The organism is Pseudomonas sp. NY15354, from assembly GCF_048068075.1.
In the GTDB taxonomy this organism is placed as follows: Bacteria; Pseudomonadota; Gammaproteobacteria; order Pseudomonadales; family Pseudomonadaceae; genus Aquipseudomonas; species Aquipseudomonas guariconensis_C.
In genome coordinates this window covers 88,733-107,622 of sequence record NZ_JBLUPV010000006.1, presented here as the reverse complement: position 1 = coordinate 107,622, position 18,890 = coordinate 88,733, and the positions used below count along the sequence as shown (strand labels likewise).

At 62.6% G+C, this 18,890-nt stretch carries 21 protein-coding genes; all 21 read right to left on the bottom strand.

From position 1 onward, the window contains the following. Window positions 1–8: 8 nt before the first annotated feature. The gene (locus ACNFCH_RS08600; RefSeq protein ID WP_196165288.1) at window positions 9–797 is read right to left on the bottom strand and encodes a protein phosphatase CheZ; all 789 of its coding nucleotides are present in this window, start codon (window positions 795–797) and stop codon (window positions 9–11) included. Window positions 798–815: 18 nt separating this feature from the next. Further along, window positions 816–1,190 carry a chemotaxis response regulator CheY gene (locus tag ACNFCH_RS08595; protein ID WP_011534888.1) on the bottom strand — a complete coding sequence of 125 codons (375 nt, stop codon included), beginning with the start codon at window positions 1,188–1,190 and terminating at the stop codon, window positions 816–818. A gap of 104 nt (window positions 1,191–1,294) precedes the next feature. Next, window positions 1,295–2,035: an RNA polymerase sigma factor FliA gene (fliA, locus tag ACNFCH_RS08590; protein ID WP_043212803.1), complete on the bottom strand. Its 741-nt coding sequence runs from the start codon at window positions 2,033–2,035 to the stop codon at window positions 1,295–1,297. Then, complete coding sequence (fleN, locus tag ACNFCH_RS08585) at window positions 2,032–2,865, bottom strand: flagellar synthesis regulator FleN (protein WP_043212801.1); 834 nt, start codon at window positions 2,863–2,865, stop codon at window positions 2,032–2,034. The genes fliA and fleN overlap by 4 nt, the downstream gene beginning before the upstream one ends. 88 nt (window positions 2,866–2,953) lie before the next feature. After that, complete coding sequence (flhF, locus tag ACNFCH_RS08580; RefSeq protein WP_337157101.1) at window positions 2,954–4,267, bottom strand: flagellar biosynthesis protein FlhF; 1,314 nt, start codon at window positions 4,265–4,267, stop codon at window positions 2,954–2,956. An 11-nt stretch (window positions 4,268–4,278) separates the two neighbouring features. Next, window positions 4,279–6,408: a flagellar biosynthesis protein FlhA gene (gene flhA, locus ACNFCH_RS08575; protein ID WP_416742624.1), complete on the bottom strand. Its 2,130-nt coding sequence runs from the start codon at window positions 6,406–6,408 to the stop codon at window positions 4,279–4,281. 344 nt (window positions 6,409–6,752) lie between these two features. Then, the gene (gene flhB / locus ACNFCH_RS08570; protein ID WP_337157103.1) at window positions 6,753–7,895 is read right to left on the bottom strand and encodes a flagellar biosynthesis protein FlhB; all 1,143 of its coding nucleotides are present in this window, start codon (window positions 7,893–7,895) and stop codon (window positions 6,753–6,755) included. A 2-nt stretch (window positions 7,896–7,897) separates the two neighbouring features. Next, entirely contained in the window at window positions 7,898–8,674 is a 777-nt protein-coding gene (gene fliR / locus ACNFCH_RS08565; RefSeq protein ID WP_337157104.1) for a flagellar biosynthetic protein FliR, read from the bottom strand. A 7-nt stretch (window positions 8,675–8,681) separates the two neighbouring features. Next, window positions 8,682–8,951 carry a flagellar biosynthesis protein FliQ gene (gene fliQ / locus ACNFCH_RS08560; protein ID WP_337157105.1) on the bottom strand — a complete coding sequence of 90 codons (270 nt, stop codon included), beginning with the start codon at window positions 8,949–8,951 and terminating at the stop codon, window positions 8,682–8,684. A 22-nt stretch (window positions 8,952–8,973) separates the two neighbouring features. After that, a complete protein-coding gene (gene fliP, locus ACNFCH_RS08555) occupies window positions 8,974–9,729 on the bottom strand; it encodes a flagellar type III secretion system pore protein FliP (protein WP_070092426.1) in 756 nt (251 codons plus the stop codon). Beyond that, complete coding sequence (gene fliO, locus ACNFCH_RS08550; protein WP_196165728.1) at window positions 9,729–10,163, bottom strand: flagellar biosynthetic protein FliO; 435 nt, start codon at window positions 10,161–10,163, stop codon at window positions 9,729–9,731. The genes fliP and fliO overlap by 1 nt, the downstream gene beginning before the upstream one ends. A gap of 12 nt (window positions 10,164–10,175) precedes the next feature. Then, window positions 10,176–10,640 (bottom strand): flagellar motor switch protein FliN, encoded by a 465-nt coding sequence (fliN, locus tag ACNFCH_RS08545; RefSeq protein ID WP_196165727.1) that lies wholly within the window; start codon window positions 10,638–10,640, stop codon window positions 10,176–10,178. Window positions 10,641–10,687: 47 nt separating this feature from the next. Continuing rightward, window positions 10,688–11,656, bottom strand: a complete 969-nt coding sequence (gene fliM / locus ACNFCH_RS08540) for a flagellar motor switch protein FliM (RefSeq protein ID WP_196165726.1) — start codon at window positions 11,654–11,656, stop codon at window positions 10,688–10,690. Window positions 11,657–11,665: 9 nt separating this feature from the next. Next, complete coding sequence (gene fliL, locus ACNFCH_RS08535) at window positions 11,666–12,163, bottom strand: flagellar basal body-associated protein FliL (RefSeq protein WP_337157106.1); 498 nt, start codon at window positions 12,161–12,163, stop codon at window positions 11,666–11,668. Window positions 12,164–12,303: 140 nt separating this feature from the next. After that, window positions 12,304–13,575: a flagellar hook-length control protein FliK gene (locus ACNFCH_RS08530; RefSeq protein ID WP_337157107.1), complete on the bottom strand. Its 1,272-nt coding sequence runs from the start codon at window positions 13,573–13,575 to the stop codon at window positions 12,304–12,306. Between the two features lie 70 nt (window positions 13,576–13,645). Then, entirely contained in the window at window positions 13,646–13,993 is a 348-nt protein-coding gene (locus ACNFCH_RS08525) for an Hpt domain-containing protein (RefSeq protein WP_337157108.1), read from the bottom strand. 60 nt (window positions 13,994–14,053) lie between these two features. Beyond that, window positions 14,054–15,745, bottom strand: coding sequence for a fused response regulator/phosphatase (locus ACNFCH_RS08520; RefSeq protein WP_337157109.1), 1,692 nt, complete (start codon window positions 15,743–15,745; stop codon window positions 14,054–14,056). A gap of 8 nt (window positions 15,746–15,753) precedes the next feature. Then, window positions 15,754–16,059, bottom strand: coding sequence for an STAS domain-containing protein (locus ACNFCH_RS08515; RefSeq protein WP_070092431.1), 306 nt, complete (start codon window positions 16,057–16,059; stop codon window positions 15,754–15,756). Window positions 16,060–16,205: 146 nt separating this feature from the next. Next, window positions 16,206–16,658, bottom strand: a complete 453-nt coding sequence (fliJ, locus tag ACNFCH_RS08510) for a flagellar export protein FliJ (RefSeq protein ID WP_337157110.1) — start codon at window positions 16,656–16,658, stop codon at window positions 16,206–16,208. Window positions 16,659–16,664: 6 nt separating this feature from the next. Further along, window positions 16,665–18,023 carry a flagellar protein export ATPase FliI gene (gene fliI / locus ACNFCH_RS08505; protein ID WP_416742623.1) on the bottom strand — a complete coding sequence of 453 codons (1,359 nt, stop codon included), beginning with the start codon at window positions 18,021–18,023 and terminating at the stop codon, window positions 16,665–16,667. Next, window positions 18,013–18,789: a flagellar assembly protein FliH gene (gene fliH / locus ACNFCH_RS08500; protein ID WP_196164929.1), complete on the bottom strand. Its 777-nt coding sequence runs from the start codon at window positions 18,787–18,789 to the stop codon at window positions 18,013–18,015. The genes fliI and fliH overlap by 11 nt, the downstream gene beginning before the upstream one ends. Between the last annotated feature and the right edge of the window lie 101 nt (window positions 18,790–18,890).

The following is an 18,890-nucleotide window of genomic DNA, read 5'->3' as shown; positions in this document are numbered from 1 at the left end:
CGTGCTCCCTAAAAACCCAGGCTGGACAGCAAATCGTCGACGTCGTCCTGACCGGACACGACATCTTCACGCTTATCGGCATGAATCTGCGGACCTTCACCCCGAGTCGGATGTTTTTCTTGATCTTTTTCAGCACGCAGCTGCTGGTGGTCATGTTCGATACCGGCAAAACGGTCGACCTGGCTGGCCATCAGCACGAGCTTGAGCAGATTGCTTTCGACTTCGGTGACCAGCGCGGTCACCCGTTTGATCACCTGGCCGGTGAGGTCTTGGTAGTCCTGGGCCAACAGGATGTCGTTGAGATGGCCGGCGACCTTGCGGTTCCCTTCGGCGCTTTGCGTCAGGAAACTGTCGACGCGCTTGACCAGGTCACGAAACTCCGGCGCTGCCACTTCGCGGCGCATGAAGCGCTGCCAGTCGGCGCTCAGGTTCTGGGCCTCGGTTTGCAGGTCGTTGAGCAGCGGCGTGCTCGCCTCCACCAGGTCCATGGTGCGGTTGGCCGCGCCTTCGGTCAGCTTGACCACATAGGACAAGCGCTCGGTGGCGTCGGTGATCTGCGACACTTCCTCGGCCTGCGGCATGCGCGGGTCGATCTGGAAGCTGACGATCGCACTGTGCAGCTCGCGGGTGAGCTTGCCGACTTCCTGGTACAGGCCACGGTCACGGGTCTGGTTCAGCTGATGGATCAGCTGCACCGCCTCGCCGAACCGGCCGTGCTCGAGGCTCTCGACCAGTTCCTGGGCATGTTTCTTCAGGGTCGACTCGAACTCCCCCAACGATGTGTTCATTTGCTCCATGGCGCCCCCTGACGTGACTCAGCCGTTGACGCGTTCGAAGATCTTCTCGATCTTCTCCTTGAGCACCTGGGCGGTGAAAGGCTTGACCACATAGCCGTTGACCCCGGCCTGGGCCGCTTCGATGATCTGGTCGCGCTTGGCTTCTGCGGTCACCATCAGCACCGGCATGCCCTTGAGGCGATCATGGGCACGGACCTTGCGCAGCAGGTCGATGCCAGACATGCCAGGCATGTTCCAGTCGGTCACGAGGAAGTCGTAGTGGCCGTTTTCCAGCATCGGCAACGCCGTGGTGCCGTCATCGGCCTCCTCGGTGTTGGTGAAGCCCAGGTCACGCAACAGGTTCTTGATGATCCGCCGCATCGTCGAAAAGTCGTCAACGATGAGGATTTTCATGTCTTTGTTCAATTAGACCTCCAAGCAGTCTTAAACGCGCCCGGCCCCCGGACGCGCATTCAATCAATTCGGTACAACATCCAACGACGGTGGCGAACCCTGGCTCAACGTGCCCGCCATTCCCCGAGACGGCTGCGCAGGCGCGCGGCGCACTGGCTGTGCAACTGGCTGACACGCGACTCGCTGACCCCAAGCACCTCACCGATTTCCTTGAGGTTCAGCTCCTCGTCGTAGTACAGCGCCAGCACCAGACGCTCACGCTCCGGCAAGTTGGCGATGGCCTCGGTCAACGCGGCCTGGAAGCGCTCGTCTTCCAGATCCCGCGAGGGTTCCAGCTGGCCACTGGCGCCATCCTCATGCAGCCCTTCGTGCTCGCCGTCCTGCAGGAGGTCGTCGAAGCTGAACAGGCGACTGCCCAGGGTGTCGTTCAGAATCCCGTAATAATCATCGAGACTCAATTGGAGTTCGGCAGCAACTTCATGATCTTTAGCGTCGCGACCGGTTCTGGCCTCCACGGCGCGTATCGCGTCGCTGACCATGCGGGTATTGCGGTGTACCGAGCGCGGTGCCCAATCCCCCTTGCGCACCTCGTCGAGCATGGCTCCGCGAATGCGGATGCCGGCATAGGTTTCGAAGCTCGCGCCCTTGCTGGCATCGTATTTATTGGCCACTTCCAGCAGGCCGATCATGCCCGCCTGGATCAGGTCCTCGACCTGCACGTTGGCCGGCAGGCGCGCCAGCAGGTGGTAGGCGATGCGCTTGACCAACGGGGCATAACGTTCGACCAGTTCGTACTGGGCATCGCGCGCCGCCCGGCTGTACATCTTGAAACCGCTCGCATTCATAGTACCGGTCCTGCGCTGGTAGGCTGCACCAGACGCTCGACGAAAAACTCCAGATGCCCGCGCGGGTTGGCAGGCAGCGGCCAGCTGTCGACCTTCTGCGCGATGGCCTTGAACGCCAGCGCACACTTGGATCGAGGGAAGGCCTCGTAGACCGCCCGCTGCTTCTGCACCGCCTTGCGCACACATTCGTCGTAAGGCACGGCACCGACGTATTGTAGGGCGACGTCCAGGAAGCGATCCGTGACCTTGGTCAACTTGGCAAACAGGTTGCGTCCTTCCTGCGGGCTCTGCGCCATGTTGGCCAGGACCCGGAAGCGGTTCATGCCGTAGTCGCGGTTGAGCAGCTTGATCAAGGCGTAGGCGTCGGTGATCGAGGTCGGCTCGTCGCAGACCACCAGCAGCACTTCCTGCGCGGCGCGCACGAAGCTCACCACCGAGTCCCCGATCCCCGCGGCGGTATCGATCACCAGCACATCGAGGTTGTCGCCGATCTCGCTGAAGGCCTGGATCAGCCCGGCATGCTGGGCCGGCGCCAAGTGCACCATGTTCTGGGTGCCGGAGGCGGCCGGCACGATGCGCACACCACCCGGCCCCTGCAGCAGCACATCGCGCAGCTCGCAGCGCCCTTCGATGACATCGGCCAGGGTACGCTTGGGCGAAAGCCCCAGCAGGACGTCGACGTTGGCCAGGCCCAGGTCGGCGTCCAGCAACATGACCCGGCGGCCGAGTTCGGCCAGCGCCAGGGACAGGTTCACTGAAACGTTGGTCTTGCCCACGCCACCTTTACCGCCGGTCACGGCGATCACCTGTACGGGATGCATGCTACCCATGTTTGTTCTTTACCTTGTCTCGGGGCCCAGGCCACATGAGGCGCCGAACCCGGCGCCCCTGATGTAGGTACTTTGCGCTGTCCATTCGTCAACCCGCACGCTTGCCTGGGTTGTGGTAGAGATCAGCGAACATGTCGGCCATCGCCTCTTCGCTGGGCTCGTCCTGCATCTGCACACTGACCGCACGGCTGACCAACTGATGTTTACGCGGCAATTGCAGGTCATCAGGAATGCGCGGCCCATCGGTCAGATAGGCCACGGGCAATTCGTGACTGATGGCAAGGCTCAGCACTTCACCGAGGCTGGCCGTTTCATCGAGTTTGGTCAGGATGCAGCCGGCCAGGCCACAACGCTTGTAGCTGTGGTAGGCGGCGGTCAGCACCTGTTTCTGGCTGGTGGTGGCCAGTACCAGGTAGTTCTTGGCGGCGATGCCGCGCCCGGCGAGGCTCTCCAGCTGCAGTCGCAGGGCCGGGTCGCTGGCCTGCAGGCCAGCGGTGTCGATCAACACCACGCGCTTGCGCAGCAGCGGATCGAGCGCCTGGGCCAGGGACTGGCCCGGGTCGACATAGGTCACCGGCACATTGAGGATGCGCCCCAACGTCTTGAGCTGCTCCTGGGCACCGATGCGGAAGCTGTCCATGCTCACCAGCGCCAGATGCTGGGCGCCGTACTTGAGCACATAGCGCGCCGCAAGCTTTGCCAAGGTGGTGGTCTTGCCCATGCCGGCCGGGCCGACCATGGCGATCACGCCGCCCTCTTCGATCGGCTCGATCTCCGGGACCTGGATCATTCGCGCCAGGTGGGCCAGGATCATGCGCCACGCGTGCCGAGGGTCTTCGATCTCGCCAGCGAGCTCCAGCGCTTCGCGGGCGATCGGGCCCGACAGGCCAATACGCTGCAAGCGACGCCACAGGTTGGCTTGCTGCGGTTTGTTGCCCTGCAGCTGGCTCCAGGCCAGGGAGCCGAGCTGGACTTCAAGCAACTCGCGCAGCCCCGACAGCTCCGAACGCATGGCATCGAACAAACGCGGATCGACTGGCGCTGGCGCAGTGGCAGCGACCGGCGCAGGCGCATCGACCTGCGGCTCGACCAATGGCTCGGAAGCGGTTAACGACAACCCGGCGAAGAGCTGGCGATTGCCAGTCTCGTCGCTTTCGTGGCGCGTGCTCAGTTCGGCTTGGGCAGTGGCGATACGCGTCTGGGTCTTGCGCAGCTCGTCCTCGAGCTCGATGTTCGGCACGCGTGGGGCCAGGGCGGACAGCTTGTAGTCCAGCGCGGCCGTCAACTCGACACCGCCGGCGATGCGCCGGTTGCCGATGATGGCGGCGTCGGAGCCAAGCTCATCCCGGACCAGCTTCATGGCCTGACGCATATCGGCGGCGAAAAAACGCTTAACTTGCATAACCCACTACCTCAGCCGTTGGGGCCCACGGTGGCAACGATGGTGACTTGCTTGTTGTCAGGTATTTCCTGATACGCCAGAACATGCAAATTCGGTACAGCCAGGCGGCCGAATCGCGACAGCATGGCGCGGATGGGGCCGGCGACCAGAAGAATGGCCGGCAGCCCTTGCATCTCCTGGCGCTGGGCCGCTTCGATCAGCGAACGCTGCAGCTTCTCGGCCATGCTCGGCTCCAGGAGAACACCGTCTTCCTGGCCTTGCCCGGCCCTTTGCAGACTATTGAGCAAAATCTGTTCCAACCTTGGCTCAAGGGTGATCACAGGCAGCTCGGACTCAACGCCGACAATGCTTTGCACGATGGCGCGACACAATCCGACGCGCACTGCCGCGACCAGCGCGGCGGTATCTTGACTCTTGCCAGCATTGTTGGCGATTGCCTCGGCGATGCTGCGGATATCCCGCACAGGTACCTGCTCGGCCAACAGCGCCTGCAGGACCTTGAGCAAGCCTGACAACGAAATGACGCCCGGCACCAGCTCCTCGGCAAGTTTAGGCGAACCTTTGGCCAATACCTGCAACAGTTGCTGGACCTCTTCATGGCCGATCAGTTCATGGCAATGCTTCTGCAGGATCTGGTTGAGGTGGGTGGCCACTACGGTGTTGGCATCGACCACGGTGTAGCCCAGCGACTGGGCCTGGGCGCGCTGGCCGACATCGATCCACACCGCCTCCAGGCCAAACGCCGGGTCGCGCGCAGCGATCCCGTTGAGCGTGCCGAAGACCTGGCCCGGGTTGATCGCCAGTTCCCGGTCCGGATAGATCTCGGCCTCGGCCAGGATCACCCCCATCAGGGTCAGACGGTAGGCGCTCGGCTGCAGATCCAGGTTGTCGCGGATATGCACCGTGGGCATGAGGAAGCCCAAGTCCTGGGACAGCTTCTTGCGCACCCCTTTGATCCGCGCAAGCAGTTGGCCACCCTGGTTGCGATCCACCAATGGAATGAGGCGGTAACCGACCTCCAGGCCGATCATGTCAATGGGCGTCACATCGTCCCAGCCCAGCTCCTTGGTCTCCAGAGCACGCTGTGGCGAAGGCAGCAGGTCCTGCTGGCGCTGCACTTCTTCCTGAGCCTTGAGCTTGGCCTGCTGCTGGCGTCGCCACACCAGATAGGCGCCACCCCCGGCCGCCGCACCAAGCCCCAGGAAGGCAACATGCGGCATGCCGGGAACCAAGCCCATGACGATCATCAGCGCAGCCGAAACGCCCAACGCCTTGGGCGAGTCGAACATCTGCCGGTTGATCAGCTTGCCCATGTCTTCGGCGCTGGAGGCTCGGGTCACCATGATCGCGGCGGCGGTGGACAGCAGCAGCGAGGGCAGCTGCGCCACCAAACCGTCACCGATGGTGAGCAAGGCGTAGACCTTGCCCGCCTCGCCGGCCGACATGCCGTGCTGCAGGATACCGATGAGCATGCCGCCAATGAGGTTGATGAACAGGATCAGCATGCCGGCGATGGCGTCACCGCGAACGAATTTACTGGCACCGTCCATCGAGCCGTAGAACTCGGCCTCCTGGGCGACTTCGGCGCGTCGGGCCTTGGCCTGGGTCTGGTCGATCAGGCCGGCGTTGAGGTCGGCGTCGATGGCCATCTGCTTTCCTGGCATCGCGTCGAGGGTGAAACGTGCGCTCACCTCGGAAATGCGCCCGGCACCCTTGGTGACCACGACAAAGTTGATGATCATCAGGATGGCGAACACCACCGCACCGACCACGTAGTTACCGCCGATCACCACCTCACCGAAGGCTTGGATCACTTTGCCCGCAGCGCCGTGACCCTCTTGGCCGTGGAGCATGACCACACGGGTGGAAGCCACGTTCAGGGCAAGGCGCAGCAACGTCGCCACGAGCAGGATGGTGGGAAACGCCGCGAAATCCAGCGGGCGCAGGGCATACACGCAGACCAGCAGGACGACGATCGACAGGGCGATGTTGAAGGTGAAGAAGACGTCGAGCAGGAACGGTGGGATCGGCAACATCATCATTGCCATCATCACCAGCAGCAACAGCGGCACGCCCAGGTTGCCCCGGCCGAGACCAGCCAGGTTGTTTCGGGCGCTGTTGATTAACTGAGTGCGATCCACCGCAAATCCTCTTCAAGCAAAAACTTTGACGCCTGAATGGGCGTTTGGCGCTGCCTTTGCAAGAAGCTTTCCAACTTTTGAGCGCGGTGTTTGAGTTGGGCTTTTTGAGGGGGCTTGTTGGATCGTGTGTATATCTGATGTGGGTGGTGACGCCACTGATGCTTTCCGCCTTTACGGCGGGTCACTTTGGTCTTGGCCAAAGTGACCGCCGTAAAGGCGCAAAGGTGACTAAGCGTCGATAAATCAAACGGATAAGCCCACAACCCGCAACACCAACACCAACACCAACACCAACACCAACACCAATACCAACACCAACACCAACCAATGCAACCCAAAGCGACTCACCGATCACGCCGTAAATCCGGCGGAATCGGCAAATCAGGCTTCAAAGGCTCCGGCGCCTTGCCCTTCCCCGCCCGGTACTGTCGGATCTGGAACACATAAGCCAGCACTTGCGCCACCGCCAGGTACAACCCTGCGGGAATCTCCTGCTCAAGCTCGGTGGAGTAGTAGATCGCCCGCGCCAACGCCGGCGACTCGAGAATCTGCACCCGATGCTCAACCCCGATCTCGCGAATCTTCAACGCGATGAAGTCCGTCCCCTTGGCCAGCAGCAACGGCGCCACGCCGCCCGATTCCGGGTCGTACTTGAGCGCCACGGCATAGTGCGTAGGGTTGGTGATGATTACATCGGCTTCCGGCACTGCAGCCATCATGCGCCGCTGCGAGGCTTCGCGCTGCAACTGACGGATCCGTTGTTTGACCTCAGGCTTACCTTCCGAATCCTTGTATTCGTCCTTCACTTCCTGCTTGGTCATCTTCAGCTTGTTGTGCGCTTGCCAAATCTGGAACGGCACATCCACTGCCGCGATCAGCAGCAAGCCAGCGGCCATCCACAGCGCGCTCCACCCCACCACCTGGACACTATGGATAATGGCTTGGTCAAGCGGCTCGTTGGCGATCGCCAACAACGCCTCACGATCATTGGAAAGCACTGCCAGCGCCACCAGCAGGATCACAAAGAACTTGGCCAGGGCCTTGAGCAGCTCGGTCAAGGCGTTGAGGGAAAACATGCGCTTGATACCCGCCAACGGGTTCATTCGGCTGAACTTGGGCTGCAGCAGGCTTGCGGAGAACAGGAAACCGCCCAAGGCGATTGGCCCGACGAAGGAAATCAGGAACAGCAGGATCAACACCGGCTGCACTGCCCAGATCGCCATCTTGCCCGAGATCAGCAGCAGGGTGCCCATGGCGCTCTCGTCCACCACCACCTCCCGCGAGAGGCTGAAATTCATGCGCATCAGGTCCATCAGGGTCTCGGCCAGGTACCCCCCGAACGCCAGCAGGCTGCCCGCCCCGGCAAGGGTCACCACCACGGTGTTGAGCTCCTTGGACCGGGCCACCTCACCTTTTTCACGCGCGGTGCGCCGACGTTTGTCGGTGGGTTCTTCTGTCTTGTCCTGACCGCTCTCGCTTTCAGCCATGCTCAGCGCGCCCTTGCCAGCTCACGCAGCCATTGCAGCGCTTCGCTGGCCAACAGCTGGTAATGGGAAAGAATGTCAGCCAGCGTGATCCAGAAAATGACCAGCCCCAGCACTAAGGTCAGCGGAAAGCCGATGGAAAAGATGTTCAGCTGTGGCGCGGCACGTGTCATCACGCCAAAGGCGATGTTGACCACCAGCAACGCAGTGATCGCCGGCAGTACCAGCAGCAGCCCGGCACCGAGCACCCAGCTCAACCGCCCCGCCATTTCCCAGAAGTGATTGACCATCAGGGCGCTCCCCACCGGCAAGGTAGTGAAACTTTCGGTGAGCACCTCGAACACCACCAGATGGCCATTCATCACCAGGAACAGCACGCTGACCAACATAGTCATGAACTGGCTGACCACCGCCACGTTGACACCGTTGGCGGGGTCCATCATGGAAGCGAAGGCCATACCCATCTGCACGGCAATCACCTGCCCGGCCACCACGAATGCCTGGAAGAGCATCTGCAACGCCAGACCGAACAAGGCACCGACAATGATCTGCTCACCACACAGCAGCACACCGCGCAGGCTTAACGGATCTATTTCAGGCAATGGCGGCAACCCTGGCACGATCACCACCGTGATCGCCAAGGCCGCATAGAGGCGAACTCGCGCAGGCAACATGCGCGTCCCGAAGATCGGCATGGTCATAAGCACCGCCGTCACCCTGAACAACGGCAGGATGAACGTGGCAACCCAGGTACCGATCTGCGTGTCGGTCAGCTCCAGCATCGCCGCGTCAACCGATCAGTTGCGGAATGCTGGTGTACAGACGGTTGAAATACTCCATGAAGCGCTGCAACAGCCAGGGCCCGATGACGATCAGGGTCACCAGCATCACCAGCAGGCGCGGCAGGAAGCTCAGGGTCTGTTCGTTGATTTGGGTAGCTGCCTGGAACATCGCCACCACCAGGCCAACCAGCAGGCTCGGCACCACCAGGATGGCGACCATCATGGAAGTCATCCAGAGCGCATCGCGGAATATGTCTACGGCAACTTCAGGTGTCATGCAGGACTCTCCATTGATGGCCTCAGACGCCACCGAAACTGCCGGCCAGGGTACCCATGATCAACGCCCAGCCATCGACCAGAACAAACAGCATGATCTTGAACGGCAGCGAGATGATCAGCGGTGACAGCATCATCATGCCCATGGCCATCAGCACACTGGCCACCACCATGTCGATGATCAGGAACGGGATGAAGATCATGAAGCCGATCTGGAAAGCGGTCTTGAGTTCAGAGGTGACGAATGCCGGCACCAGGATGGTCAATGGCGCCTGCTCAGGGCTGGCGATGTCGGTGCGTTTAGACAAGCGCATGAACAGGTCCAGATCGCTTTGCCGGGTCTGGGCCAGCATGAAATCCTTCAGCGGCCCCTGGGCCTTGTCGATGGCCTGCTGGGCGGTCATCTGCTCGTTCAGGTAGGGCTGGATGGCGTCCTGGTTCACCCGGTCGAACACCGGCGCCATGATGAACAACGTCAGGAACAACGCCATGCCGGTCAGCACCTGGTTCGAGGGCGTCTGCTGCAGCCCCAGGGCCTGGCGCAGGATGGAAAAGACAATGATGATGCGGGTGAAGCTGGTCATCAGGATGACGAACGCCGGAATGAAACTCAGCGCCGTCATGATCAGCAGGATCTGCAGGCTGACCGAATATTCCTGCTGGCCGTCCGCCCCGTTGGACAAGGTGATGGCAGGGATCGACAGCGGGTCGGCAGCCAGGGCCATCGGCGCAGCCAACAGCAGCGCCAGGGTCAACAATGAGCGCAGTGCGCCGGTCATCACTTCTTGTCCTTCTGATCCTTGCCCATCAGCTCGAGCAGCCGCTGGGCGAATTCCGGCGTAGCTGGGCGGGCACTGGCGGGCACCTCCACAGGCTCGGCCAGCACATGCAACGCCTCGATGTTGCCGGGCGAATGGCCGATGAGGATCTGCTCCTTGCCCACCTGCACCAGCAGCAGACGGTCACGCGGGCCGATCGTCCGACTGCCGACGATATCGATCACCTGCCCACCGCGAGGTGTCGCGCCCTGCATGCGGCGCAGCAACCAGGCAAGGGCGAAGATCAGGCCGACCACCAGCAGCAGGCCAAAGACCATCTGGGCCAGTTGCCCACCGAGGCTGCCCGGGGTAGCCGCAGCCGGCGCCGCCGCTTGAGTGGCGGCGATCACCGTCTCGCTGGCGAGCAACGCGCCAAAGGCCATCGCGGCCCGCATCGACCCCTTCACTCAGCGCAGCTTCTTGATACGTTCGCTGGGGCTGATCACATCGGTCAGGCGAATGCCGAACTTCTCGTTGACCACCACCACTTCGCCATGCGCGATCAGGGTGCCGTTGACCAGCACGTCCAGGGGCTCGCCTGCCAGGCGATCGAGCTCGATCACCGAGCCCTGGTTGAGCTGCAGCAGGTTGCGGATGCTGATTTCGGTGCTGCCCACTTCCATGGAGATGTTCACCGGAATATCCAGGATCACATCCAGGTTCGGCCCCTCGAGGCTGACGTTGTCATTGGGCTTGGGGGAGCTTGCGAACTCCTCCATCGGCAGGCGGCCAGCGCCCGAATTGCCGCTGTCGGCAGCCAGCAGCGCATCGATGTCGGCCTGACCGGCGTCACCGGTTTCCTGCAGGGCGGCAGCCCATTCATCGGCCAGAGCCTGTTCCTCCGGGGAGGTGATTTCGTTTTCGTTAGCCATGATGTCCTCGACAGGCATTCAATTCGGAAAGAGCGACCGGCACGCGGTCAGCGACGTTCGATCGGGTCGATGATCTGCAGCGACAAGGTGCCCTTGTGCGAACCCAGGCGCGCCTTGAACGACGGTACGCCGTTGGCGCGCAGCACTAGGTGCTCGGGGAGCTCGACGGGGATCACATCGCCCGGCTGCATGTGCAGGATGTCACGCAGCTTGAGCTGGCGACGGGCGACGGTGGCCGAGACCGGTACGCTGACATCCAGTACGTCTTCACGCAGCGCCTTGACCCAACGCTCGTCCTGGTCATCCAGGTCGGACTGGAAGCCGGCATCGAGCATTTCGCGCACTGGCTCGATCATCGAGTAGGGCATGGTCACGTGCAGGTCGCCGCCACCGCCATCCAGCTCGATATGGAACGTCGAGACCACCACCGCCTCGCTCGGACCGACGATGTTGGCCATGGCCGGGTTGACCTCGGAGTTTATGTACTCGAAGTTGACCGGCATGATCGCCTGCCAGGCCTCCTTGAGGTCGACAAAGCACTGGTCCAGAACCATGCGTACCACGCGCAGCTCGGTCGGTGTGAATTCACGACCTTCGATCTTGGCGTGACGGCCATCGCCACCGAAGAAGTTGTCCACCAGCTTGAACACCAACTTGGCGTCAAGGATGAACAACGAGGTGCCGCGCAACGGCTTGATCTTGACCAGGTTGAGGCTGGTGGGAACGTACAGCGAGTGCACGTACTCGCCGAACTTCATCACCTGCACGCCACCGACCGCCACGTCGGCGGAACGACGCAACAGGTTGAACATGCTGATGCGGGTATAGCGAGCGAAACGCTCGTTGATCATTTCCAGGGTCGGCATGCGTCCGCGGACGATCCGATCCTGACTGGTCAGGTCGTAGCTCTTGATGCCACCGGGTTCGGCGGCGCTTTCGGTTTGTACCAGACCATCATCGACGCCATGCAACAGGGCGTCGATCTCATCCTGGGACAGCAGGTCCTGCACGGCCATCTCGGGCTCCTACTGCAATACGAAATTGGTGAACAGCAACTGGTCCACGACCGGCTTGCCGACTTCTTTCTGTGCCACTTCCTGGACCACCGCGGTGGCCTTCTGGCGCAGCATCTCCTGGCCTACCGGGCTGCTGGCCAGGGTATCGAAGCCTTGCCCCGAGAACATCATGACCAGATTGTTGCGGATCACAGGCATGTGCACCTTGAGCGCCTCGAGGTCGGCCTGGTTGCGACCCTGCATGGTGATGCTCACCTGCATGTAGCGCTGGCGGCCGTTCTGGTTGAAGTTGACCACGAAAGCCGGCGCCAGCGGCTCGTAGATCGCCGCCGCCTTGACGTTGGCCTGGGCAGGGTCGACAGCCGGTGCCGACTCGCTTTTGTGCATGACGAACCAAGTGGCGCCCACCGACAGGCCAACGGCCAGCAGCAACGCCAGCACCAGCAGCAGGATCAGCTTGAGTTTGCCTTTAGTGGCGGGGTCTTTGACTGCTTCGCTCTTCGCCATGCCAATAATCCGTCGTCCATCGGGGTTTCAAAGAAGGATGACGTGGCTTGAGCAAGTGTTATGCCAAATTTGAGCCGACCGGGCGCAACCGGCAAGCGTTGGAGCTGGCGACAGCCTGCAGTGGGCTGCGCTGCAGCCCCTCAGGCGTAATAGTCGACGGCGCTGTCGCCGATCACCACCTGCTGCTCGACCGGCTGGGCGGCATCAGCCAATTCACCTTCGTTCTCGCCACCGGCCATAGCGCGCCGCGCCGCGACACCGGAAAGGTTCGAACCCTCCTGCTGGGCCTGCTGTTGCTGCTGGCCACGGGACTGGTCGGCGACATTGACATCAGGCTGTGCCAGCCCTTGCTGGGCGAACAGCTCGCGCAAGCGATGCACTTGGCTGTCCAGAGCGTCGCGCACCCCGGCGTGACCGCTGATGAAAGTCACTTGCGTGGACTGATCCGCCGCGACATTGACGCGGATGTCCAGACGCCCCAGCTCCGCAGGCTCAAGCTGGATGTCCGCGGACTTGAGGTTCTGGCTGGACAGGTACATGACGCGATTCACCAGCCCTTCAGCCCAGGCGTTCTGGTTCATCGGCAACGGCTGGTGCAGCGGGCTGGGCGGCACGGCATTGGCGGTCTTGGGCGTGGCAGCCTGGGTCAAGCTGGCAAGGCGATTGGCAAAATCATCGACACGCGTGTCGCTGCTGGCGCTCTTGGTGTCCTTCAAACCGTTGTCGAGCAGTTCGCTGAAGGCCTTGTCCCCCGGTTGGGAGGCATCGCCTTCGGCTTCGGGCTTGTCGATCAGGCTCGCCAAGGTATTGACGGCTACCTGCCCATCGTCGGGCTGGTTACTGTCAGTCTGGCTGGGGGATGTTGCGTGCGCGGAGGTCGTGCCCTTGGCCTGGGCACTTTGCTCCAGGGCCAGGCGCAAGGTCGGCAGGTTGGCCAGCGGATCGGCCGCTGGATCGAAATCCTCCACGGCCGGGGCCTGCTCCGGTGGCGTCTCGACAGGTGCGGCCTGGGGCTGCGCCGCGGCTTGGAGCACAGGGGCCACCGCCTCGGCCTGCGCTTGAATCAATTGCGCGCCAGGCTGGGCATCGGTGACCTGCCCGGCCACCAGACTGGCGTCGAGCACGCTCGAATCGCTGCTGTCACTGGCCTGGTCGGCCGCTGGCAAGGTTTTGCCGCCATCGGCAACTGTCTGCGTATCGGCAGGCTCGGCCTTGCCGTCGGCCGAGCGCTCGGATTTGTCCTTGGGCTTGACCTGGGCTGCCTTGTCATCGCGCCCCTGACGGGCCATGACCTGATCGAAACCACCACTCTGGGAGCCCGCCGCCTGCGGCTTTTCCGCCGCCTGAGCAGCCGCGCGCGACGGCTTGCTCACCACACTGGCTTGCAGCAAAGGATTGGATGCGACAGGCATTGAAAGGTCTCCGCGCTGAATAATCGTGAATCGTTCAGGCAAAGACAGGCAAAAGTCGCGCCAGGTTACGTCAACCTGAGCAAATACGCGCACGCTCGGCGCGATAGAAGCGCTGAACCTCGAGATACTCTTGGTCGATCCGGTTGATCAGGTCCTCGATGCCATATAACGGTTGCTGTCGCACACGCTCCTCCAACTGCCGGCACAGCTCGGCCAGGCACACCGCGCCCATGTTGCCGCTGCTGCCCTTGAAGCTGTGAGCGGCCAAGCCCAGCTCCTCGGCGCTCCGAGCCCCATGGAGCTGGTCGAGGCGACGCTCGGAGTCCTCCAGGAAGGTTTCGAGCAATTGCAGATACCCCTCCTCCATGACCTCTTGCAGGTCACTGAGAATCTTAGGGTCGATATGCATGTCAGCCACTTGTTCACTCCTTTGATCAAGTCCATGGGGCCTGCTTGCGCAGGGTCCGGCGCCAGCTGCTCACCAACAGAATACCACCCGCGCACAACGCCCGCCCTCGAGCCATTCGGCGCTTTGACTGAGGCTGCGCACCAGGTTCAGCCCTCGCCCGCTCAGCCCCTGATCCAGTGATTGGCCGGACAACACCTGCGCGACGTCGAAGCCGATGCCGCTGTCGCGTACGTCGATCTTCAGACGCCCGCCCCTGCCACAGGGTTCAACTTCCAGGTCGATTCGCACGAAACCGTCATTCTGACGCGCCAAACGCAGGTTACGCTCGCGGTAGTAGTCGGCAAACCCTTGGGCGTCGCGCTTGAGTCGCGAGTCCAGGCCAAGCACCCCATGCTCCAGGGCGTTGGCGTACAACTCACTCAGGACGGTATGCAACAGGCCACCGTTCGGGCGCAGGCCATGGATCTCCTGCAGCAGCTGTACTAGGTATGGCACGGGATTGAAACGTTTCAAGCTTTCGCCACGTAACTCGAAATGCAGCGACCACTGCAGTGGCCCCGACCGGCCGGCCTCGGCATCGGGCACGACGGCCGGAGCCTGCCACTGGGGCTCGACCATGCACACGTCACAAAGGCTGATATCGTCCCGGGGGCGCCCACCAAAGCGCTCCAACGCCTGCATCAGCTCCGGCAGCAACCGCGCCGGATCGCGGTTGGCGCGCAGCACCTGTTCAAGGCGCTGCACCCCGAACAACTGCTCTTGATCATCGCAGGTATCGACCACGCCATCGGAAAGCAGCAACAGCCGCTCGCCCACCGCCAGCGGCAGCACCTCGGTACTGTCATCGAACCGCTCTGGCGAGAGGATACCCAGCGGTAGGTGCCTCGATTGCAGCGTGGACAGCACCTTCCCTGATGCCGACAAACGGTAGCCATCCGGCATGCCGCCGTTCCAGATCTCCACCGTGCCGCGCTGATAGCTCAGATCGAGCATCAGGGCGCAACAGAACATGTCCACCGGCAGGATGTGCTTGAGCTTGGCGTTCATCTCCCGCAGCGTTTCGGCGACACCATGGCCCTTGGCAGCCATGCCATAGAACACCTCGGCCAAGGGCATGGCGCCAATCGCGGCGGGTAAGCCATGCCCGGTAAAGTCCCCCAGCAGCACATGCATGTTGCCGTTGGGGGTATAGGCCGCCAGCAGCAAGTCACCATTGAACAGTGCATAGGGAGACTGCAGGTAGCGGATGTTGGGTGCGCGCAGGCATCCGGCATGGGCCACCTTGTCGAACACCGCCTTGGCGACCCGCTGCTCGTTGAGCAGGTGGTGATGATGCCGGGCGATCTGGTCTCGCTGTTCGAGCACCGTGGCGTGCAACCTGCGCAGGCGGTCCATGGCGCGGATCTTGGCGCCGAGGATCACTGCACTGTAGGGCTTGGCCATGAAATCGTCACCGCCAGCCTCCAGACAGCGCACCAGGGCGTCCTGCTCATTGAGCGAGGTAAGGAAGATGATCGGCACCAGCGCCTCGCCCGCCAGCGCTTTGATTCGCCTCGCCGCCTCGAAACCGTCCATCACCGGCATCAGCGCGTCGAGCAACACCAGTTGCGGCCGCCGCTCGGCGAACAGCGCCACGGCCTGCTCGCCGTTTTCCGCGGTGAACACTTCATGGCCCTGGCGCCGAACGATCTGCGCCAGCAACAGCCGATCCGCCGCACCGTCCTCGGCAACCAGCACGCTCAGCGCCCGTTCGGCCAGCATGTCGACGCTCAACTGATATCGAACAGCTTTTCGAAATTGGAGATGGCGAGGATCTTACGCACGTCGGGGCTGGTGTTGATCACGCTGATGCAGGCGTCTTCGCCGCCTTCGTGGTCGCGCAGCAACAGCAGCATGCCCAATGCCGAGCTGTCCAGGTAAGTGGCGTCCTTGAGGTCCACGACCACCGAGTCCGGGCGGATGGGCTGTCGTTCGTAGGCATTACGAAATTCTTGATGCCTGCCGAAGTCGAAACGCCCCTTGACCGTGATCGTGAGTTTTTTCTCGTCTCGTGAAAAATCGGATTCGACAGCCATGCCAGCGATTCCTTCGATGATGATGGCGAATGCGATCCTAGAAGGTGTAGCAGCCGAGGGTGGGGATCGCAAGTCAGGTTTGCGCCCCCGACTAGCAGTACCGACTACCTAGAAACAGATTGGCCCCACGATAACGACAGTGAAGGCTACAGATGATCTTGACGCGGCAAACGCTGGGCGAGCTCATCGAGCAGCTTCTGCTCACGCTTGTCTTCCGCCCGCCGGGCTTCATCTAGATAGCGCTGGACAAGCTTGCGCAGCCCCTCGACCCGAGCATGGGCCTGCTGCCAGATGCCCCGGGCATTGTTGAGGTTGTTCTGGTGCCAGGCCAGGCTCTGGCGCTGCTGGGTCATCGCCGTTTCCAGCTGGCCAAGAAAACGCTGGTAGTTGACCAGCCAGCTGCCATTGACGCCCTGCCCGCCGCGGTTGATCCACTGCAACTGGTAGTCTTCGCGAAAACGCTCGAGTTCAGCCAGCTTGGCATGAGCCTGAGACAACTGCTGCTGGAAGTGCCCCAAGCGCTGGGCGGCCTTGCGCTCGGCCTCCTCGGCCATCTCCACGACCGGCGCCAGACGCGCGGCTCGACTGGGCAATGCCATGACCTATCACCCGCCCGCGGGCGCTGCGAAGATGGCGCCGAGCTGCTCGCGGCTCTGGGCCATGCCGACGTTTTCCTGAAGGCCCTGGCGCAGGAAGCCGACCAGGCTCGACTGCAAGGCGATGGCCTGGTCGGTCTCCGGGTCACCACCGGGCACATAGGCACCGACGCTGATCAGGTCGCGGCTCTGGGACAGGCGCGACCACAACTGCTTGAAGTGCTGGGCCTGGCGCAGGTGATCGGGGTCGACCACCTGCGGCATGACCCGGCTGATCGACGCCTCGATGTCGATGGCCGGGTAATGCCCTTCCTCGGCCAGACGCCGGGACAGCACGAAGTGGCCATCGAGCACGCCCCGCGCCGCATCGGCGATCGGGTCCTGCTGGTCGTCCCCCTCGGACAGCACCGTGTAGAACGCAGTGATCGATCCGCCACCCGGCTCGCCATTACCCGCACGTTCGACCAGCCTAGGCAGCTTGGCGAACACCGAAGGCGGATAGCCGCGGGTCGCCGGCGGCTCGCCGATGGCCAGGGCGATTTCCCGCTGAGCCTGGGCGAAACGGGTCAGCGAATCCATCAAGAGCAGAACGTTCTTGCCCTTGTCGCGGAAATATTCGGCGATACGTGTGCAGTACATCGCTGCACGCAGGCGCATCAGCGGCGCATCGTCGGCAGGCGATGCGACCACCACCGAGCGCTTGAGCCCTTCCTCGCCAAGGATGTGCTCGATGAACTCCTTCACCTCGCGCCCCCGCTCACCGATCAGCCCCACCACGATGATCTCGGCCTCGGTGAAGCGCGTCATCATGCCCAGCAACACCGACTTACCCACACCGGTACCGGCGAACAGGCCCAGGCGTTGTCCGCGGCCCACCGTGAGCAGGCCATTGATGCTGCGGATACCCACGTCCAGCGGCTCGTGGATCGGATCGCGGTTGAGTGGGTTGATGATCGGGCCATCCATCGGTACCCAGTCTTCAGCCTTCATCCCACCTTTGCCATCCAAGGCACGTCCGGCGCCATCGAGCACCCGCCCGAGCATGCTCATGCCCATGGGCAGGCGACCGCTGTCGTCCAACGGCACGACGCGTGCCCGAGGTGCGATGCCGGCGACGCTGCCCACCGGCATGAGGAAGACCTTGGTTCCGGAAAAGCCCATCACTTCGGCTTCGACCTGCACCGGGTGATGGCTGTCGTCGTTGATCACCAGGCAGCGGCTACCGACGGCGGTGCGCAGGCCTTCGGCCTCCAAGGTGAGGCCGACCATACGTAGCAGGCGCCCCTCGACCACCGGCTGGCCCGGCAATTTCACCGCCGCCGCATAACCGCCCAGGCGTTTACCGAAGCTGGTGCGCTCAAGACGCATCGCTAGGCTCCGGGGCGCTCGTCTCCAGCTCAAGGGCAAGGTCCGGCGCGGCCGGGTGCAGGGACTGGTCGTGCAGTTGGTCGAACAATTGCGCCAGTGCCTTCTCCAGGCGCGTTTCCATGGTGGCGTCGATGCGGCTGTGCAGCGTTTCGATCCGGCAACCGCCCGGCAGCAGCGACTCGTCCTCGAGCAGCTTCCAACGCTCCTCGTGGCGTTCGCGCAGCGCCTTGGCCAGCTCGAAATCCTGAGGATTCAGATGGATACGGATGTTCTCGGCGCCCATGGGCAACAGCTTGAGCGCCTCACGCAGCACATGGGTGATCTGGCTCGAATCGCTGTGTAGTTCGCGGCCGATCACCTGACGGGTCATGTGCGCCACCAGTTGCACCAGGCCACGCTCGATCTGGGTGTCCTGCTCGGCGATAGGTTCGAGCAGTTGGCCCATCAGTTGTTCGAGGCTGGCCAGCTTGGCCGCCAAGGCCACCTCGGCCTCCTGGCGTACCTTCAGCTGGGTGCTGTGGAAGCCTTCGCGCTCGCCGGTGGCGAAGCCTTCGTTGTAGGCCTCCTGACGGATCGCCTCGAGCTCTTCGAGGGTCAGCGGCTGGACTTCCTCCAGCGGCACTTCCTCGATTTCTTCCTCGACGATCTCAGGCTCTGGTTCGGGCTCCGGCTCAGGCTCGGGGTCGAAGCTGGGCAACGCCCAGACGTCGACGCCCTCGAGGTCGCGGGCGCGAATCAGGTCGCTGAGGTGTTCGTTGGTGGACATGCTGTCGGTACTCAAAAACCAGGTTCGGCCAGCGCATCCCCCGTGGGAGCGGGTTTACCCGCGAATGCGTCGGCAGGGACAACCTCGTTGCCTGGCCTGGC

Excerpts from the sequence above, each read along its gene's own strand:
- ACNFCH_RS08600 (WP_196165288.1), bottom strand. The coding sequence starts at position 797 with ATGGAGCAAATGAACACATCGTTGGGGGAGTTCGAGTCGACCCTGAAG.
- ACNFCH_RS08595 (WP_011534888.1), bottom strand. The coding sequence starts at position 1,190 with ATGAAAATCCTCATCGTTGACGACTTTTCGACGATGCGGCGGATCATC.
- fliA (WP_043212803.1), bottom strand. The coding sequence starts at position 2,035 with ATGAATGCGAGCGGTTTCAAGATGTACAGCCGGGCGGCGCGCGATGCC.
- fleN (WP_043212801.1), bottom strand. The coding sequence starts at position 2,865 with ATGGGTAGCATGCATCCCGTACAGGTGATCGCCGTGACCGGCGGTAAA.
- flhF (WP_337157101.1), bottom strand. The coding sequence starts at position 4,267 with ATGCAAGTTAAGCGTTTTTTCGCCGCCGATATGCGTCAGGCCATGAAG.
- flhB (WP_337157103.1), bottom strand. The coding sequence starts at position 7,895 with ATGGCTGAAAGCGAGAGCGGTCAGGACAAGACAGAAGAACCCACCGAC.
- fliR (WP_337157104.1), bottom strand. The coding sequence starts at position 8,674 with ATGCTGGAGCTGACCGACACGCAGATCGGTACCTGGGTTGCCACGTTC.
- fliQ (WP_337157105.1), bottom strand. The coding sequence starts at position 8,951 with ATGACACCTGAAGTTGCCGTAGACATATTCCGCGATGCGCTCTGGATG.
- fliP (WP_070092426.1), bottom strand. The coding sequence starts at position 9,729 with ATGACCGGCGCACTGCGCTCATTGTTGACCCTGGCGCTGCTGTTGGCT.
- fliO (WP_196165728.1), bottom strand. The coding sequence starts at position 10,163 with ATGCGGGCCGCGATGGCCTTTGGCGCGTTGCTCGCCAGCGAGACGGTG.
- fliN (WP_196165727.1), bottom strand. The coding sequence starts at position 10,640 with ATGGCTAACGAAAACGAAATCACCTCCCCGGAGGAACAGGCTCTGGCC.
- fliM (WP_196165726.1), bottom strand. The coding sequence starts at position 11,656 with ATGGCCGTGCAGGACCTGCTGTCCCAGGATGAGATCGACGCCCTGTTG.
- fliL (WP_337157106.1), bottom strand. The coding sequence starts at position 12,163 with ATGGCGAAGAGCGAAGCAGTCAAAGACCCCGCCACTAAAGGCAAACTC.
- ACNFCH_RS08530 (WP_337157107.1), bottom strand. The coding sequence starts at position 13,575 with ATGCCTGTCGCATCCAATCCTTTGCTGCAAGCCAGTGTGGTGAGCAAG.
- ACNFCH_RS08520 (WP_337157109.1), bottom strand. The coding sequence starts at position 15,745 with ATGCTGGCCGAACGGGCGCTGAGCGTGCTGGTTGCCGAGGACGGTGCG.
- ACNFCH_RS08515 (WP_070092431.1), bottom strand. The coding sequence starts at position 16,059 with ATGGCTGTCGAATCCGATTTTTCACGAGACGAGAAAAAACTCACGATC.
- fliJ (WP_337157110.1), bottom strand. The coding sequence starts at position 16,658 with ATGGCATTGCCCAGTCGAGCCGCGCGTCTGGCGCCGGTCGTGGAGATG.
- fliI (WP_416742623.1), bottom strand. The coding sequence starts at position 18,023 with ATGCGTCTTGAGCGCACCAGCTTCGGTAAACGCCTGGGCGGTTATGCG.
- fliH (WP_196164929.1), bottom strand. The coding sequence starts at position 18,789 with ATGTCCACCAACGAACACCTCAGCGACCTGATTCGCGCCCGCGACCTC.